Origin of the sequence: Salmonella sp. SAL03688, from assembly GCF_046551895.1 — a bacterium.
GTDB classification, from domain to species: domain Bacteria; phylum Pseudomonadota; class Gammaproteobacteria; order Enterobacterales; family Enterobacteriaceae; genus Salmonella; species Salmonella enterica.
The window spans coordinates 354,928-370,844 of record NZ_JBGDVI010000001.1 but is presented as its reverse complement, the minus strand read 5'-3'; the positions used below and the strand labels follow the sequence as shown (position 1 = coordinate 370,844).

The following is a 15,917-nucleotide window of genomic DNA, read 5'->3' as shown; positions in this document are numbered from 1 at the left end:
ATAAGCGAACAAAACACCCTCAATCGCCCTCCTTATTTATCCACGTTGCACTAACCGTGCTTTTTATCCCGATATTGTTTGTACAGACATTCATGATGCCCGCATTTTCTGTTCTATGCGGAGGCCGGTATGGAATTTTACGAGAACCGCCCCAGACAACCATTTATTGGCTTTGTGCAGCTCAGACGGGCGCTAAAAAGGTGGTGGCTGCGTAAGCGGGCCTGTCAGGCGCTGCGACGAATGAGTGACGAGCAGTTAAAGGATATTGGGTTGGAAAGGAAGGATGTGGAATAGTGAATCTATTCAAGGGCAATAGTAATTAAAGGATTTTATGATATATTACTATGCCCTTATGTTATGCGTGCTCACTATTTTATATCATTTATATTAATATCATTAATCTTTTTCTCAATGTATTTTTCTGGTTTTATTTTGGTTTTTTGCTCAATCGCATGATATTTTTCCTTATCAATGGTTATAGTCATTTTTTGTTTTTTGTTAAATATGCCAGGGATGATAATCGCGGCTGCAATTATCAATAATATTATTATTGCTGCATGAATTTTGTGTTTGGGAAATGCTTTTAATAGAGTACACAGGATTGTTATACCCTTATGTATAAGATAAGGAAAAGATAGAAATAAAACAAATGGGCAAGCAAAATTTATGACATGTTTCCCATAGTAATTATTATTTATTGTTAGCGAACCAATACAGAATGCCATCACACAAAATAGAAATATTCCGAAGCATAAGAAGGATATAATGAAAGAACCTTGCATAATTCTTTTATGCAACTCTTGCAAAATACTATTTGTGATCTTTTCCAGTTTAGTGTTATGACAAATAACTACCAACATCGCAAAAAAAATCTCAGATAAAGCAAGCGAAAATAACGTATTGAAGGCCATGTAGCTCATCAGCGTTTCGAAAAATATACTTTGCTGAAGATAGTATGGCAATAGAGCGTTGACCTCCATAAAAAAAGTACATAGAAATCCAAGGGCGACATAAGCAATTAAGCCTTCATTTCTCCAAAGCGTAATGTTTTCTTTTACTTTTAGCCGCATGGTTTTCCTTCACTCATTGATATGAATTATAATTAAAGCTGGCAAGGGTTCTTTGCCAGCTTATTTTATGCGTTTACTTAGAACCTGCCCAGCCGTTCATCACCCTCACATCCACCTCGGTACCGGTGGCGAAACCGGCGGCTTCCAGCCACTGGCCTTTCATGGTGAGGGCGGGAATGCGGGTGTAATCCGGATAACGACTCGCATAACTGACGGTCAGGTGACGGTTATTTGTTGGGGAGACTTCTGGATCGCACGGATCTGCAATAGAATGGACGGTAGTCATGATGGCTATTCCTTGAAAATAGTGATTGTGATGAGTGAGATGGCCGTGTTCCCGCACGGCCATATCGCGCTAAATACCTGTATATATCATCAGTAAATAAAAGAAAAGTCCAGCTGAAAATAGACTGTAATGGGAATGTTCAGGAAGGAATTAGATATATTCTTGATGATTATGATTGCGGGGAAATAATATACACAAAATCATTCGAGTTGCATCAAGGCGGCAAGAGAACGAGTTCCCAGGAGCGTATATAAATACGTGACAGGGGGGAGTGAACGCAGCCAACGCCGAGGCAGCTTGAAGGATGAAGTGTAAAAAAGCGCACTGTTCAGGTGCGCTTGAAAATAATGGTCAGGCTTTTTTACGCGAGGTTTTTTTACCGCTGCTGGCGGCGCGTTCGGCCTTGATTTTTTCCAGAAGCGCGGCGGCGCTGTTTTCACCACTGATCAGATCCGGGTTTTCAGCACGCCACTGGGCGGTAAGCTCGCCGCGGAAGGCTTTTGCCAGGATCGACTGGGTGAGGCTGTTGACGCGGGTCAGGGCGTTGTTAACCTGCTTTTCGATGGTGTCGGCCCAGGCGAAGAGTTGTTCGACGCGGCGGACGATTTCGTGTTGTTCTTCTAATGGAGGAACTCTGATGGGATAATTTGCTAGTGCTTTTCCTGTAAGGTGTTTAATTGTAGTTCCTGTAAAGAGCTGAGATAAGCTAATGTTATTTGAATCATTTTTCAAATTATAAACTAACCATTCGGGGATGATTTTGTCTTTTACCCGTGCTCGATGTAATGCTTTTTGGAAAATAACAGGTATGTCCTGAGGTTCACTCCATATAGCACATCGACCAGGTTCACCACCTTCACATATTAAAACATCGCCAAGCTTGAGTGATAATTCTCTGCGCTCTATATCTGAAATTAGTATATCTTGAAGGTTTTCTAAATCAAAACTAAACCAGCGAACATTTATATTTCCAAGATATTTTGTTGCAGAGCCAAAATTTTTAGCTTTATCAAGCATTTTACCTAGTCTGCTATCAACAAGTTCAGAGTATTTATGAACACTCCAAGTTGATGGTAGGTCTGGCCATTGCCATTCACTACATAATGGATGGTGGTTTCTTTTATTTGAACCAATTAACAACCCGCTTACCGCAGCAGCTAGCACCGCCTGACGAAAACGTTTCAGGATTTGTGGGATTTGCTCAAGACGTGCTTTGGTGCTGTCTACCTGTGCCAGCAGCGTATCGAGTTTTTCGGCGATGATTTTTTGTTCGGCTATAGGTGGTATTGGTACTGTAAGTGTTGATAACTTTTGAGCATTAACATTTTGTACAGCATTCCCTGCTGACATTAAAGACAGCTGATTCCAATAGTCACTCGACTCTAAAAAACGTTTTAAGTAATATTCTGAAAAATAATTAACTGGTTTAAATCGAATAAGGTATGAAGCAAAAACAACTTGGCTTGGAGGGTTTTGTACCAAAAAACTAAACCCAACCGAACCGGCTCGAGATATCACAATATCTCTGTCCTGTAATTGGTATTTTGAAACATCTTCTGGGGCATCCATGCAATAAGGTACACTGGACCAGTCAACCGCTCCTTTTGTAATATCGGTTGTTCTTAAAAATTTTACATCCCCCATAGAGCTTGACTTAGTTGTGTAGCCATATTGAGGCTTACTGCATATTTCTGAAAGATGGGTTGTCACCCACCCCTCCGGCAATTTCCCCCTACTCATGCCTTCACCTCACCAAACGCTTCATTCAGCAACTGACGCTGTGCATCGGCTTCATCGCCCGCGCCCAGCTCGCGCATCAGCGCATCCAGCTCGCCCAATGCCTGCACCAGCTCGCTCATCGCTTCTGCCGCCAGCACATCCGGCTCCGGCAGGCTGTCGGCGTCAATGCTGTCTTTATCCTTCAGCCAGGAGATATCCAGCGAATCGGATTTGGCCGTGCGGATCCACTCGCGGCTGAACTTGCGCCAGCGGCTGGTGGCCTGGTGCTGGTCGGCGTTTTTGTTCTCTTCGCTGTCGGCGACTTCGCTCTCTTCGGCGTTAAAGCTCCACTCGCCTTCGGTACGCGGGCTTAAGCCGTGCGGATCTTCACCGTAGACGGTTTCAAACGGCTGCAGGTGCTGCTCGGTAAACGGCGTGCGCTTGCCGAAGCTCGGCATATTGGTCCGCAGGTCATACACCCACACGTCATCGGTGCAGTTTTTATCCTGATGCGGATTGGCGACCGTGCCTTTGGTAAAGAACAGCACGTTGGTTTTGACGCCCTGAGCGTAAAAGATGCCGGTCGGCAGGCGCAGGATGGTGTGCAGATGGCATTTGTCCATCAGGTCGCGACGAATATCGGTACCCTTGCCGCCTTCAAACAGCACGTTATCCGGCACCACCACCGCCGCGCGGCCGCCGGGGCGCAGGGTTTCAATAATATGCTGCATAAAGCACAGCTGTTTGTTGCTGGTCGGGTGCACGAAGGTGCGGGTAATGTTGGTGCCCGCGGCGCTGCCAAACGGCGGGTTGGTGGCGACGATATCGGCCTGCGGTAAATTCTCGCCGTCGCTGCCCAGCGTGTTGCCCAGACGGATGGCGCCGCCGTGGTCGAGGTTGCCTTCAATATCGTGCAGCAGACAGTTCATCAGCGCCAGACGACGGGTGCCTGGTACCAGCTCCAGACCGACAAAGGCTTTTTTAATCTGGAAATCCTGAGCGTCGCCATCAAGGTCATCCAGATCGTGAGTCTGTGATTTCACGTAACGGTCGGCTTCAATCAAAAAGCCTGCGGTCCCGGCGGCCGGGTCCTGCACCACTTCACGCGGCTGCGGCTTCAGCAGATGAATAATGGTTTTGATCAGCGGACGCGGGGTGAAGTACTGGCCCGCGCCGGATTTGGTTTCATTGGCGTTCTTCTGCAGTAGCCCTTCGTACATATCGCCGAAGTCATCGCGGGACTTGCCGTGAGCGCCGTTGTACCAGTCCAGTGAATCCATACTGCTCACCAGCTCGGTCAGCTGCTTCGGTTGGGTGATGGTGGTGTTGACGTTCTGGAACACCGCCTGCACCAGCTTTTTCTCGTCCGCGCCCAGATGCACCAGCAGGTTGCGGTAAAACTGCAACTGCTCCTGGCCAATGCGCGATTTCAGGTCGTCCCAGCGGTAGCCTTCCGGCAGGTAGTCCGCTTCCTGGCCGGTCTCTTTGCACATTTTCAAAAACAGCAGCGAGGCGAGTTCATTGACGTAGTTTTGATAGGAGACGCCGCCGTCGCGCAGGTTGTCGCACAGTTTCCACAGTTTGGCGACCAGATCGTTATTGTTCATTGAAGATCCCATGTAAAACAGCGGCCCTTATCGGGGCCGCAGAAGAAGAAATTGTTGGGTAATATACACAAAATCATTCAAGTTGCATCAAGGCGGCAAGGGAATGAATCCCCAGGAGCGTACATAAGTACGTGACTGGGGTGAATGAGCGCAGCCAACGCGGAGGCAGCTTGAAGGATGAAGTGTATACGCGTTAAGCCAGCTCGTCCCAGATATAATCGCTGAACTTATCCAGCACGCTGTCGAGGTTGTCGTCAAAGGTGCGCTGTAACATGGGTTTACCGCCGCGGCGGTGGAAATTGCCGGTTTTGAAAACGTCGTCGTCGAGCACCACTTTCTCTTTTAGCGCCTGCGCTAAACGATCGAGCCAGCTTAGCTGCTCAGGGTTCCAGTCGTTCTCGCCCTTGATACGCGTCAGCGCATGATCGACACGTTCGTCGAACGGTTTGAGCGCATCGCCCACCGCCGCGCGGCGGACGTGGCCGATCAGGCGGGCGGCAATATCTTCGTTGCGCGTCGCTTTCCACGCGCTGCGCAGGGACGACTCTTCAAAATGCTGGCGGTCAAACCACTCCTGCAATTCCACCAGCCCTTTACGGGTGAGGTCACGCGGACGATTGATCACCGCCTGCAGCGCCGGCTGGGCGTTAGGGGCGTGCTGCACCAGCGCATCGAACGCTTCGAGAAAATCCTGCGGCGTATCGTAGTCGCCGTACAGTGATTTGACGCTCACCACCTCATCGTCAATATCGAGGAAGATCGGCGCATCGCGCAGGGCGTTGATATCGGTTTTCAGCCTCTCGAGGCGGGCGATAAAACCCGGAAGCTTATTGAAAATCTCGGCGCTCCAGTGCGGCCCTTTTTCCCGCAGGCGCGAAGCCAGCCCGCCGAAGTTGACACCTGCCGCATCCAGGCACAGTTCGTCCAGACGACGTACTTGCTTATCCACCGTTTCGCTGCGGTCACGGTTATAGGTGGCAAGACCGATGATCCGCTGTAGTTTAGCAACCAGCTGTTCATGGCTGTGTTCAGCAAAACTGCGGCCATCCGCTTCGATAGTTTTGTAGGTTTCTGAGTCGGTAATTTCGTTGACCAGCGTTTGCAGCTCCACCTGCGGACGCACAACCACCGGGCGCATAGTGTCGACGCTTTCCAGCGAACTGTAGATATCCACGCAGTCGAAAATCTTAAAGCTGGTTTTCCCCACCGATGGGCACAGACGCGTGGCGCGGCCCTTCATCTGCTCGTAGAGAATGCGGCTTTTGACTTTGCGCAGGAACACAATATTACAGATAGACGGAATATCCACACCGGTGGTCAGCAGATCGACGGTGACCACAATATTGGGCAGCCGTTCTTTGTTGAAGCGGACGATCATGCTTTGCACTTTCTTCGCATCTTTATCGGCGTCACCAGTGATCTTGATGATCGCGTCGTGCTCAAGCTGCGGATACTTTTTCTTAAATGCGGTACGTAACTCGTCAACCACCATATCGGCATGGGCGTTGGTGACGCAGAATACCAGCGTTTTTTGCTGCCCGGTGGGATCCAGGTATTTGGTGAGCTCGCCGCATACCGCGCGGTTAAACGCCGGGATCACCAGGCCACGGTTAAAATCGGCGACCTCAAAATCCTGATCGTCGGCCAGCGTGTCGTTGATCAGCTCGCCCTGTGGGTTCAGGCGTTCCACCTGTTCACCCTCGGAAAGATAGACCCCATCCTGCGCGTTGCGGGTGACGATCTGAATGGGCGGATCCTGATCGATCAGGTAACCGTCGATCACCGCCGTACGGTAGGTGTAGCGGTAAACCGGCTCGCCGAAAATATCCACCGTGTGCAGCGCTGGCGTGGCGGTCAGGGCAATTTTTACCGCGTCGAAATGGTCGAGAATGCGGCGATAGGCGGAGACGTAATCCAGCTGGTTGCGGAACTGTAGCTCGCCTTCGGTCTGCTCTTTATCGAGAATGTAGCCGCGGTGCGCTTCATCAACGACGATACAGTCGTAGCGGCCAACCGGCATCGGTTCATCGGATTGCAGCGTACGTTTGACCAGCGACTGCACCGTGGCGACGTGGATTTTGGTACTGTCTTCCGGGAATTTATCGGTCAACCCTTTGATATCAAAAATGCTGTTAAAGGTGTCACCGTTAATTCGTGTGTCTTCAAACGACCCCAGCGCCTGCTCGCCGAGCGAGCGACGATCAACCAGGAACAGAACGCGTTTGAAACGCTGCGACTGGATCAGGCGGAACATCAGGGCGATGGCGGTACGGGTTTTACCGGTACCGGTCGCCATTGCCAGCAGGATGTGTTGCTGACCGTTTACGATAGCCTGTTCCACCGCGCGGACGGCATCTTCCTGGTAATAGCGCAGGCCCAGCTCGCTCATTCCGGGGTTTTCGGCAAACCACTGATTTTGTCTCTGCGGGTCGCTGCCCAGCATTGCCAGCAGCTCTTCCGGGCGATGCCATTCCGGCAGCGCTTTTGACATATTGGTGGTGTGTCGGACATCGCGATACCAGATACCGCTTTTGGTCTTCATCGCTGCGCGGTATTCGCGCCCGTTGGTGGAGTAGCAGAAGGGGATTTTAAAGCGCTGTTTGCCGCTGGTGTCCTGCCAGCTGATTTCATACTCCGGCACGGCGTCATGCACTTCGTCGGGAGCGTAGTGCTCCAGCAGCGTGTCGCGTAAAAATCCGTTATCGAAGTATTTACTGTAGCGGTAAGACTCGTTGAGCTTGCTGAAGACATCGGTATTTTTGCGTTTCGCTTCAACGACGGCGATGGGCTTCAGGCCAACGAACAATACGTAATCGGCAAAGCCTGTTTTTCCCGTTTCATCTGTACCCGTTGGCCATTCGGCAATCGCTTTATTGACGCCGGGTTCCGGGCGAGCGCCTTTGGCAAAGCGCAGCGTTTTACTGTCGGCTTGCCAGCCCGCTTTGCGCAACTGGGCGTCGATCAGGAAGCGGCTCTCTTCTTCGCTGAGATTCAGCGTGCGCTTGATAGCCTGATCGGTGATCTCTTTGTGATAGGCCTTACGTTCCTGTTCGGTTTGCTTCGCCAGTTCGGCATCTTTTGCCGCAAGCTGTGCCTCCAGCGCGGCCAGACGTGCTTTGGTCTGGGCTTCGGTTTCCTGCTGTTTGCCCTCAAGGATGGCAATGTAGCCGTTGAGCGCAACCAGTCTTTGCTGCTGAGCTTCCAGCTCGGCCTGGCTTTGTACTTTTTCTTGCGCCTGGCGTTCCAGCTGTTGTTTCAGCGTCAGCACTTCCTGGTGATAAAGATTCTCGCCGTGTTCTGGCAGAACAAACATCGGCACCGGGAAATCGTAATCTTTGGTCACCAGTCGGTAGTACCAGACGCTGAGGCGGAACCCGAGCCGCAGGCACATCTGGGCATCGTCCAGATCGTTATGAAATTCGTGGACGGCCAGGTTACCGATACGGCGCAGCTTATGGAAAACAGAAAGGATGCTGTCATCAATAAACGCAATCTTGCCCAGTTCGCGCAGCAGGTCATGCTGGTTTTCGCAGACGGGTATATCCAGCAACTGGCCGAGATGTTTCGCGGTGGCTTCGCCAAACATGCGCATTTTTATCAGAGTGGTATTAGGATCGTCCGGATAGTTGTTTTCCGCCGCGCAGGCGATGGCGTAAATGAAGTCGTTGACGCCTTTGAGAAAGTCGAAGTTAGATTTGTTCATTTTTATCTATCCGGTTCCTGAGCGGGAAGACGTTATTACCTTGTGCCGTAAAGGGAAAATAACAGACCCATGGTAGACTTCATATTGTGTGTGATCAACGAACAATCAGAGAGTAACTGCTTCTTTCCTAATGTTTTCCTGAAGAGTATCGTTCTCCGGCGGGGTATCTAATCTATATCAATAGCAGGGATGGATTTATGGCTGTTCCAACATATGACAAATTTATTGAACCAGTGTTGCGTTTTCTGGCCACTCGACCCGAGGGCGCTTTGGTCAGAGAAGTGCGTGAAGCTGCAGCCGAAATGCTTGGGTTAAATGAGCAGCAGCGTGCAGAGGTGATTACCAGTGGACAACTGACGTACCAGAACCGCACCGGTTGGGCGCACGATCGTCTCAAACGCGCCGGGTTATCGCAGAGCCTATCCCGGGGAAAATGGTGTTTAACACCAGCGGGAATGAGCTGGGTTGCCTCGCATCCGCAGCCGATGACCGAGCAGGAAGTGAGTCATTTTGCTTGTGATTTTAACGGCGTAAAGCTCAGTAAGCCGGCAGACGCGGTGGCGTTAGATCCACAGCCAGAATCGATTGAGGATGATGAGCTTGCCAGAAGCAGCCCGGACGATCGCCTGGAGCAAGCGCTCAATGAGATTCGTGAATCTGTTGCCGAAGAATTGCTGGAGAACCTGCTTCAGGTTTCGCCGGCGCGTTTTGAAGTGATTGTGTTAGATGTGTTGCACCGCCTGGGATATGGCGGTCATCGCGGTGATTTGCAGCGCGTCGGGGGAACCGGCGATGGCGGCATTGACGGTATTATCTCTCTCGATAAGCTCGGGCTGGAAAAAGTCTACGTTCAGGCCAAACGCTGGAAAGGCACCGTCGGGAGCGCTGAAGTCAGGGGCTTTTATGGTGCATTGCCTGAGCAAAAAGTGAAACGTGGCGTCTTTATTACCACCTCAGGCTTTACGGCGCATGCCAGAGACTATGCTAACAAAGTTGAAGGTCTGGTGCTGGTGGATGGCGACAGGCTGGTGCATCTGATGATTGATAATGATATTGGCGTATCCTCACGTTTACTCAAGTTGCCAAAGCTCGATATGGATTACTTTGAGTAGTGGTAACGCTGGAACCTGATTGCGGGTAATTGAGATGGATCACGTTGTGGGCACCAGTGTTTCCTCTCGCCCAGAAATCACGTGACTTTCTATGGCTGCGTATCAGCCTAAACCCATGCCGGATAGCGGCTGCGCCTTCTGCGGCCTACTCTTCTGGTCAATTTTCTTTTATCTCGAATACGCAAATTGTGAAGCTATTTCCAACAATCCAGGTATAATCGTAAGATAATTGTATATACATTTTTGTATGTACAATTAGGAAAAACACATGCCGATGGAGTTTGAATGGGATGCGAACAAGGCTAAAAGCAACCTGAGGAAGCACGGTGTCCGCTTTGAGGATGCGGTACTGGTGTTTGACGATCCCCGACACCTGTCACGTCAGGAGCGTTATGAGAATGGAGAATATCGTTGGCAGACCCTCGGCCTTGTTCATGGCATTGTGGTCATTCTGGTTGCTCATAGCGTTCGGTTCGAAAGTGGTTTTGAAGTTATCCGTATCATCAGCGCCCGCAAGGCAGACAGAAAAGAGAGGAATCGTTATGAGCATGGTTAAACATAAACGCGGCAACGCATCCGCGCTGAGTGCTCAGCATGAGGCTGAACTGAAGGCGCTGGTGAAAAAATCAGATGATGAGATTGATTACAGCGACATTCCCGCTTCGGAGGATGGGCAGTGGTCTGAAGCAGTGCGTGGTAAGTTTTTTCGCCCGTTAAAAACGCAGGCCTCTGTGCGTATTGACGCCGATGTGATGGAGTGGCTGAAACGGCCAGGAAAAGGCTACCAGACGCGGCTCAATGCCATTCTGCGCGAAGCGATGCTGCGAGAGCAAAATAAGAAATAGCCAGAAGATGCCTGATGGCGGCTGCGCCTTATCCGGCCTACAAATTCCGCCAGGCCAGATAAGCGCTTAATGGTTACTTCCTTAACCCCGCAAACGCCGCTTTTATCTCGTCTTCCGGCAACTGGATCCCGATAAATACCAGCGCGCTGTGCGGCGTTTCGTCGCCCCACGGTCTGTCCCAGTCGGCGCTGTAGAGGCGCTGCACGCCCTGGAACAGCAGACGGTTGGGTTCGCCGTCGATCCACAGCATCCCTTTGTAACGCAGCAGTTTATCCGCTGATTCCAGCAGCAGGTTTTCCATCACCCGCGAAACCTCGCTGATATCCACCGGGTAATCCAGTTCCACTACAATTGACGACACATCGTTCTGTTTATCGGCAATAAAGTGGAAACGCGGTTGGCTTGCCAGCACGTTCTCTTCCAGCATAAAGCCGCTGGTATTAAACAACTGGCTCAGGTCAATATCGCCGTGTACCACGGTGTAAACCGGGGCGCGGGCGTTGATACGCGCCAGCCGCTCGCGCAGTTTCTCGCTGTCGCCTGCCACGTCGGTTTTGGTCAGCAGGATACGGTCGGCGTAGCCTATCTGCGACTGGGCGATGGTGAACTGGTTCATCTGCTCGTTAGCGTGCACCGCGTCGACCAGCGCAATCACGCCGTCTAACAGGTAGCGTTCGCATAATACGTCATGGGAGAAAAAGGTCTGAATAATCGGGCCGGGGTCAGCCATGCCGGTGCATTCAATCACCAGGCGGTCGAAAGCAATATCGCCGCGGTCGCGGCTGTCGAGCAGGTCTAATAGCGCATCTTCCAGCTCGTTGGAGCGGGTACAGCAGATGCAGCCGTTAGTCAGGGTTTTGATCTGTGTGGCGCGATCGCCAATCAGTTGATCGTCAACGGAGACTTCGCCAAATTCGTTTTCGATAACGGCGATTTTAAAACCATGTTGTTCGTTGAGAATATGGCGTAGTAGGGTGGTTTTGCCGGCACCAAGAAAACCGGTAAGTAGGGTAACTGCAATCGGGGTCATAGTCTCTCCATTAACAACAGCGCATACCGCCTTTGCCATCGCCGCCGTAACGTGCTTGCTGACGTTCGCGGAAGAACTCTTCATAGGTCATGTACGGCTTGTCGGGATGGTTGGTTTTCATGTGCTCGACATAGTTGTCGTAGTCCGGAATACCAATCAACATTTTTGCCGCCTGGCCGAGATATTTTTTTGCCTGACCTAAAGTATCAAACATTCTGCCGTCCTGTTAATGAATAAAGCCGGATGGCGGCTTGCGCCTTATCCGGCCTACACTAGCCGGGATCGCTGTGCGCTACCCGGCATCAGTTTTAGTGGTGTGAAGAGATCTTCACGCCGCCTTCCGGCACGGGCACATACGGGGTTTCTTTATCGGTACGTTTATCGCTGTTGCGTACCTTCATCCAGGTGGTGAAACCGTAGAAGATAATACTGTACACCACCACCAGGAACAGAATACTCAAACCAGCGTTAGTGTAGTTGTTCACCACGATATGGTTCATGTTGGCAATCTGCTGCTCGGTCAGGTTGGTGCCGTTGGCAATCTTCTCTTTATACAGGTTTGCCATGTAGAAGAAACCTTCCATCTGTGGGTTGGCGCTGAACAGTTTCAGGCCCAGTGCCCAGGTGGTGCAGATCAGCAGCCATACCGCCGGGATCACCGTCACCCAGATGTACTTGGTGCGCTGCATTTTGATCAGTACCACGGTGCTCAACACCAGCGCCACGGCGGCCAGCATCTGGTTAGAGATACCGAACAGCGGCCACAGGCTCTTCACGCCGCCCAGTGGGTCGACCACGCCCTGATACAGCAGATAGCCCCACAAACCGACGCAGCCTGCGGTACCGATGATACCCGCGACCAGAGAATCGGTTTTTTTCAGGAACGGGACGAAGTTACCCAGCAAATCCTGCAACATAAAGCGGCCGGAACGGGTACCCGCATCCAGCGCGGTCAGGATAAACAGCGCTTCGAACAGAATACCAAAGTGATACCAGAAGCCCATATCCGCCATCGGCAGGACTTTGTGGAACACATGCGCGATACCTACTGCCAGCGTTGGCGCGCCGCCTGCGCGGTTCAATACTGACGGTTCACCGATATCTTTCGCCGTTTGCAGGATTTGTTCCGGGGAAATCACAAAGCCCCAGGAGCTGACGGTCGCCGCCGCGTGTGCGGTAACGTCTTTCAACTGCGCCATAATCAGCGGCGCGTTCTCGCCGCCCATCTCGTGCAGGTTTGGCATGGTAATGCCCAGACCTGCCGGCGGGGTGTTCATCGCGAAGTAGAGACCCGGTTCAATGATCGAGGCCGCCACCAGCGCCATCACCGCAACAAAGGACTTCATCAGCATCGCACCGTAGCCGATAAAACGCGCATCGGTCTCACAGGCCAGCAGTTTCGGCGTGGTACCGGAAGAGATGAGCGCGTGGAAGCCAGAGACGGCGCCACAGGCGATGGTGATGAACAGGAACGGGAACAGAGCGCCTTTCCACAGCGGGCCGGTACCGTCGACGTACTGCGTCAACGCCGGCATTTTCAGTTCCGGGTTGAGGATCACAATCCCCAGCGCCAGACCGACGATCACGCCGATTTTCAGGAAGGTGGCGAGATAGTCGCGCGGGGCGAGGATCAGCCATACCGGCAGCAGCGCGGAAACAAAGGCGTAGCCGATCAGCGCGAAGGTAATGGTGGTGTCTTTAAAGGTCAGCGCCGGGCCCCAGTACGGGTCGTGGGCAATTACGCCGCCGAAGTAAATAGACGCCACCAGCAGCACGATACCAATAACGGAGACTTCGCCTACGCGTCCCGGACGCAGGAAGCGCATGTAGATGCCCATAAACAGCGCAATCGGCACCGTGGAGCAGACGGTGAAGACACCCCACGGGCTTTCGGCCAGCGCTTTAACCACGATTAATGCCAGCACCGCGAGGATGATGATCATGATTAAGAAGCAGCCGAACAGCGCGATGGTGCCTGGAACGGTCCCCATCTCTTCTTTGATCATCTCGCCAAGAGAGGCGCCGTTACGGCGGGAAGAGATGAACAGCACCATAAAGTCCTGCACTGCGCCCGCGAGCACCACGCCCGCCAGCAGCCACAGTGTCCCCGGCAGATAGCCCATCTGCGCGGCCAATACCGGCCCGACCAGCGGACCTGCGCCGGCGATGGCGGCGAAGTGGTGACCAAACAGCACGTAGCGGTTAGTCGGCACGTAGTTCAGGCCGTCGTTATTGATAACCGCCGGCGTCGCGCGCGTCGGGTCGAGTTTCATGACCTTCTGGGCGATATACAGGCTGTAGTAGCGGTAAGCCACCAGATAGACGGAAACGGAAGCGACCACGATCCACAGGGCGCTCACGTGTTCACCCCGACGTAGGGCAACAACCGAGAGGCAGAAAGCACCGATGATTCCGAGAATCACCCAGGGTATGTGCTTGAATATCTTTTTCGTATCCATAGTAAAACCTGGTTGTAAGTTTAATTATCAGCCGAAGCTGGGTGGACATTGAGTTCGTGTTTGAGGAGGTAGATTGACTGCTATGCTGAGAGGATCTTGCCAGATCATCGCGCGCGTAAAGTTAGGTAAATCAGTGAGTGGTTGTATGGCGGTTTAAGCGGTCGGACGTACCGGTAAGCGGTTTCGCAGAGGAGGGCGTGGGCTATTTTATGTGATTGAGATCACGATATAAAATGGGACGATCCTTGTTGCGCGGGGCGTCATAACGACTTAACTGAGCTAATCGTGATATTAATGGCGCGCATCCCATAAAGTTTTCCCTTTCCAGGCCGAAAATTCTGTATCTGTCTAGCGGAAAGAGAAAACATGTTAAAGCGAATTAAAATTGTTACCAGCTTACTGCTGGTATTGGCGCTATTTGGCCTTTTACAACTGACATCCGGCGGGCTGTTCTTCAACTCGCTGAAGAATGACAAAGAAAACTTCACCGTATTGCAAACCATTCGTCAGCAGCAGTCTGCCCTGAATGCAACCTGGGTGGAGCTGTTGCAAACGCGTAATACCCTGAATCGCGCGGGTATCCGCTGGATGATGGACCAGAGCAATATTGGCAGTGGCGCAACTGTCGCTGAACTGATGCAGGGGGCGACCAATACGCTGAAGCTGACCGAAAAAAACTGGGCGCAGTATGAGGCGTTACCGCGCGATCCACGTCAGAGTGAAGCGGCTTTCCTTGAGATCAAACGAACCTATGATATCTACCACGGCGCGTTGGCGGAGCTTATTCAGCTTCTTGGCGCGGGTAAGATTAACGAGTTTTTTGATCAACCGACTCAAAGCTATCAGGACGCTTTTGAGAAGCAGTACATGGCCTATATGCAGCAAAACGATCGTCTGTACGATATTGCTGTTGAGGATAACAACAGTTCCTACAACCAGGCGATGTGGGTACTGGTCAGTGTGCTGATTGCCGTTCTGGTGGTCATTATCGCCGTCTGGTTCGGCATCAAACTGTCGCTTATCGCCCCGATGAATCGTCTGATTGAAAGCATTCGCCATATCGCCAGCGGCGATCTGGTGAAACGTATTGATGTGGAAGGCTCTAACGAAATGGGGCAACTGGCGGACAACTTACGTCATATGCAGAGCGAACTGGTGCGTACCGTGGGCGATGTGCGCAATGGCGCCAACGCCATTTACAGCGGCGCCAGCGAGATTGCGATGGGTAACAACGATCTCTCTTCCCGTACTGAGCAGCAGGCAGCGTCTCTGGAAGAGACCGCCGCCAGTATGGAACAACTGACCGCCACCGTGAAACAGAACGCCGAAAACGCCCGTCAGGCCAGTCACCTGGCATTGAGCGCCTCTGAAACAGCGCAAAAAGGCGGCAAAGTGGTGGATAACGTCGTTCAAACAATGCGCGATATCGCCTCCAGTTCGCAGAAAATCGCCGATATTATCAGCGTAATCGACGGTATTGCTTTCCAGACCAATATTCTGGCGCTGAATGCGGCGGTAGAAGCGGCGCGCGCAGGCGAGCAGGGACGCGGGTTCGCGGTGGTGGCCGGTGAAGTCCGTAATCTGGCCCAGCGTAGCGCGCAGGCGGCACGAGAGATCAAGAGTCTGATTGAGGATTCCGTGAGCCGTGTTGATGTGGGGTCGACGCTGGTCGAAAGCGCCGGTGAAACCATGGATGAGATCGTCAATGCAGTTACCCGCGTGACCGATATCATGGGCGAGATTGCCTCGGCGTCTGACGAGCAAAGCCGTGGCATCGACCAGGTGGGCCTGGCGGTAGCGGAGATGGATCGCGTAACGCAGCAAAACGCCTCGCTGGTGGAAGAGTCCGCCGCCGCGGCTGCGGCGCTGGAAGAGCAAGCCAGCCGTCTGACCCAGGCCGTCGCGGTGTTCCGTATTCAACAGCAACAGCAGCGTGCGCGTGATGTGGCAGCGGTAAAAACCCCGGCAGCCGTGTCGTCACCAAAGGCCGCTGTGGCCGACGGCAGCGATAATTGGGAAACGTTTTAAGGGCGTATGGTGAACAGTCGGCCTACAGACGACCGTAGGCCGGATGAGATGTTCACAC

13 protein-coding genes and 1 pseudogene are annotated in these 15,917 nt (G+C 52.2%); 5 read left to right on the top strand and 9 right to left on the bottom strand.

What is annotated here, in order from left to right; all coding sequences use genetic code 11:
• Window positions 1–19: 19 nt before the first annotated feature.
• Window positions 20–163 (bottom strand): hypothetical protein, encoded by a 144-nt coding sequence (locus ACLJR2_RS01675; RefSeq protein ID WP_001541460.1) that lies wholly within the window; start codon window positions 161–163, stop codon window positions 20–22.
• On the opposite strand from ACLJR2_RS01675, the gene yjiS reads away from it, so the two are divergent.
• Window positions 130–294 (top strand): DUF1127 domain-containing protein YjiS, encoded by a 165-nt coding sequence (gene yjiS, locus ACLJR2_RS01670; RefSeq protein ID WP_000397915.1) that lies wholly within the window; start codon window positions 130–132, stop codon window positions 292–294. The genes ACLJR2_RS01675 and yjiS overlap by 34 nt on opposite strands.
• Window positions 295–368: 74 nt before the next feature.
• On the opposite strand, the gene ACLJR2_RS01665 is transcribed toward yjiS, so the two are convergent.
• The 5 genes and pseudogenes from ACLJR2_RS01665 to hsdR all read right to left on the bottom strand — a co-directional run bounded on the left by ACLJR2_RS01665 (window position 369) and on the right by hsdR (window position 8,385).
• Window positions 369–1,070, bottom strand: a complete 702-nt coding sequence (locus ACLJR2_RS01665) for a hypothetical protein (protein ID WP_001237611.1) — start codon at window positions 1,068–1,070, stop codon at window positions 369–371.
• A 91-nt stretch (window positions 1,071–1,161) separates the two neighbouring features.
• Window positions 1,162–1,356: pseudogene (locus tag ACLJR2_RS01660) on the bottom strand (SymE family type I addiction module toxin); the annotation flags it as partial.
• A gap of 351 nt (window positions 1,357–1,707) precedes the next feature.
• The gene (gene hsdS, locus ACLJR2_RS01655) at window positions 1,708–3,096 is read right to left on the bottom strand and encodes a type I restriction-modification system specificity subunit (RefSeq protein ID WP_000086367.1); all 1,389 of its coding nucleotides are present in this window, start codon (window positions 3,094–3,096) and stop codon (window positions 1,708–1,710) included.
• Window positions 3,093–4,682 carry an N-6 DNA methylase gene (locus tag ACLJR2_RS01650; RefSeq protein WP_001063196.1) on the bottom strand — a complete coding sequence of 530 codons (1,590 nt, stop codon included), beginning with the start codon at window positions 4,680–4,682 and terminating at the stop codon, window positions 3,093–3,095. Before ACLJR2_RS01650 ends, hsdS begins: the two co-directional genes overlap by 4 nt.
• A 193-nt stretch (window positions 4,683–4,875) precedes the next feature.
• Window positions 4,876–8,385 carry a type I restriction-modification system endonuclease gene (hsdR, locus tag ACLJR2_RS01645; RefSeq protein ID WP_001043490.1) on the bottom strand — a complete coding sequence of 1,170 codons (3,510 nt, stop codon included), beginning with the start codon at window positions 8,383–8,385 and terminating at the stop codon, window positions 4,876–4,878.
• Between the two features lie 197 nt (window positions 8,386–8,582).
• Here hsdR and ACLJR2_RS01640 point away from each other — a divergent pair, with 197 nt between their 5' ends.
• The 3 genes from ACLJR2_RS01640 to ACLJR2_RS01630 all read left to right on the top strand — a co-directional run bounded on the left by ACLJR2_RS01640 (window position 8,583) and on the right by ACLJR2_RS01630 (window position 10,342).
• Window positions 8,583–9,497 (top strand): restriction endonuclease, encoded by a 915-nt coding sequence (locus ACLJR2_RS01640; protein WP_000290515.1) that lies wholly within the window; start codon window positions 8,583–8,585, stop codon window positions 9,495–9,497.
• Window positions 9,498–9,765: 268 nt separating this feature from the next.
• The gene (locus ACLJR2_RS01635; RefSeq protein WP_001131963.1) at window positions 9,766–10,053 is read left to right on the top strand and encodes a BrnT family toxin; all 288 of its coding nucleotides are present in this window, start codon (window positions 9,766–9,768) and stop codon (window positions 10,051–10,053) included.
• Entirely contained in the window at window positions 10,040–10,342 is a 303-nt protein-coding gene (locus tag ACLJR2_RS01630; RefSeq protein WP_000063143.1) for a BrnA antitoxin family protein, read from the top strand. Before ACLJR2_RS01635 ends, ACLJR2_RS01630 begins: the two co-directional genes overlap by 14 nt.
• A 73-nt stretch (window positions 10,343–10,415) precedes the next feature.
• Here the strand turns inward: ACLJR2_RS01630 and yjiA are convergent, their stop codons facing one another.
• The 3 genes from yjiA to btsT form a co-directional block, all read right to left on the bottom strand.
• Window positions 10,416–11,372: a GTPase gene (yjiA, locus tag ACLJR2_RS01625; RefSeq protein WP_000187837.1), complete on the bottom strand. Its 957-nt coding sequence runs from the start codon at window positions 11,370–11,372 to the stop codon at window positions 10,416–10,418.
• Between the two features lie 10 nt (window positions 11,373–11,382).
• Complete coding sequence (locus tag ACLJR2_RS01620) at window positions 11,383–11,586, bottom strand: YbdD/YjiX family protein (RefSeq protein ID WP_000460616.1); 204 nt, start codon at window positions 11,584–11,586, stop codon at window positions 11,383–11,385.
• A 94-nt stretch (window positions 11,587–11,680) separates the two neighbouring features.
• Window positions 11,681–13,831 carry a carbon starvation CstA family protein gene (btsT, locus tag ACLJR2_RS01615; RefSeq protein WP_219829016.1) on the bottom strand — a complete coding sequence of 717 codons (2,151 nt, stop codon included), beginning with the start codon at window positions 13,829–13,831 and terminating at the stop codon, window positions 11,681–11,683.
• Window positions 13,832–14,197: 366 nt separating this feature from the next.
• Between btsT and tsr the strand changes: the two genes are divergently transcribed.
• The gene (gene tsr / locus ACLJR2_RS01610; protein WP_000919507.1) at window positions 14,198–15,859 is read left to right on the top strand and encodes a methyl-accepting chemotaxis protein; all 1,662 of its coding nucleotides are present in this window, start codon (window positions 14,198–14,200) and stop codon (window positions 15,857–15,859) included.
• Window positions 15,860–15,917 lie beyond the last annotated feature (58 nt).

Excerpts from the sequence above, each read along its gene's own strand:
- yjiS (WP_000397915.1), top strand. The coding sequence starts at position 130 with ATGGAATTTTACGAGAACCGCCCCAGACAACCATTTATTGGCTTTGTG.
- ACLJR2_RS01675 (WP_001541460.1), bottom strand. The coding sequence starts at position 163 with ATGGTTGTCTGGGGCGGTTCTCGTAAAATTCCATACCGGCCTCCGCAT.
- ACLJR2_RS01665 (WP_001237611.1), bottom strand. The coding sequence starts at position 1,070 with ATGCGGCTAAAAGTAAAAGAAAACATTACGCTTTGGAGAAATGAAGGC.
- hsdS (WP_000086367.1), bottom strand. The coding sequence starts at position 3,096 with ATGAGTAGGGGGAAATTGCCGGAGGGGTGGGTGACAACCCATCTTTCA.
- ACLJR2_RS01650 (WP_001063196.1), bottom strand. The coding sequence starts at position 4,682 with ATGAACAATAACGATCTGGTCGCCAAACTGTGGAAACTGTGCGACAAC.
- hsdR (WP_001043490.1), bottom strand. The coding sequence starts at position 8,385 with ATGAACAAATCTAACTTCGACTTTCTCAAAGGCGTCAACGACTTCATT.
- ACLJR2_RS01640 (WP_000290515.1), top strand. The coding sequence starts at position 8,583 with ATGGCTGTTCCAACATATGACAAATTTATTGAACCAGTGTTGCGTTTT.
- ACLJR2_RS01635 (WP_001131963.1), top strand. The coding sequence starts at position 9,766 with ATGCCGATGGAGTTTGAATGGGATGCGAACAAGGCTAAAAGCAACCTG.
- ACLJR2_RS01630 (WP_000063143.1), top strand. The coding sequence starts at position 10,040 with ATGAGCATGGTTAAACATAAACGCGGCAACGCATCCGCGCTGAGTGCT.
- yjiA (WP_000187837.1), bottom strand. The coding sequence starts at position 11,372 with ATGACCCCGATTGCAGTTACCCTACTTACCGGTTTTCTTGGTGCCGGC.
- ACLJR2_RS01620 (WP_000460616.1), bottom strand. The coding sequence starts at position 11,586 with ATGTTTGATACTTTAGGTCAGGCAAAAAAATATCTCGGCCAGGCGGCA.
- btsT (WP_219829016.1), bottom strand. The coding sequence starts at position 13,831 with ATGGATACGAAAAAGATATTCAAGCACATACCCTGGGTGATTCTCGGA.
- tsr (WP_000919507.1), top strand. The coding sequence starts at position 14,198 with ATGTTAAAGCGAATTAAAATTGTTACCAGCTTACTGCTGGTATTGGCG.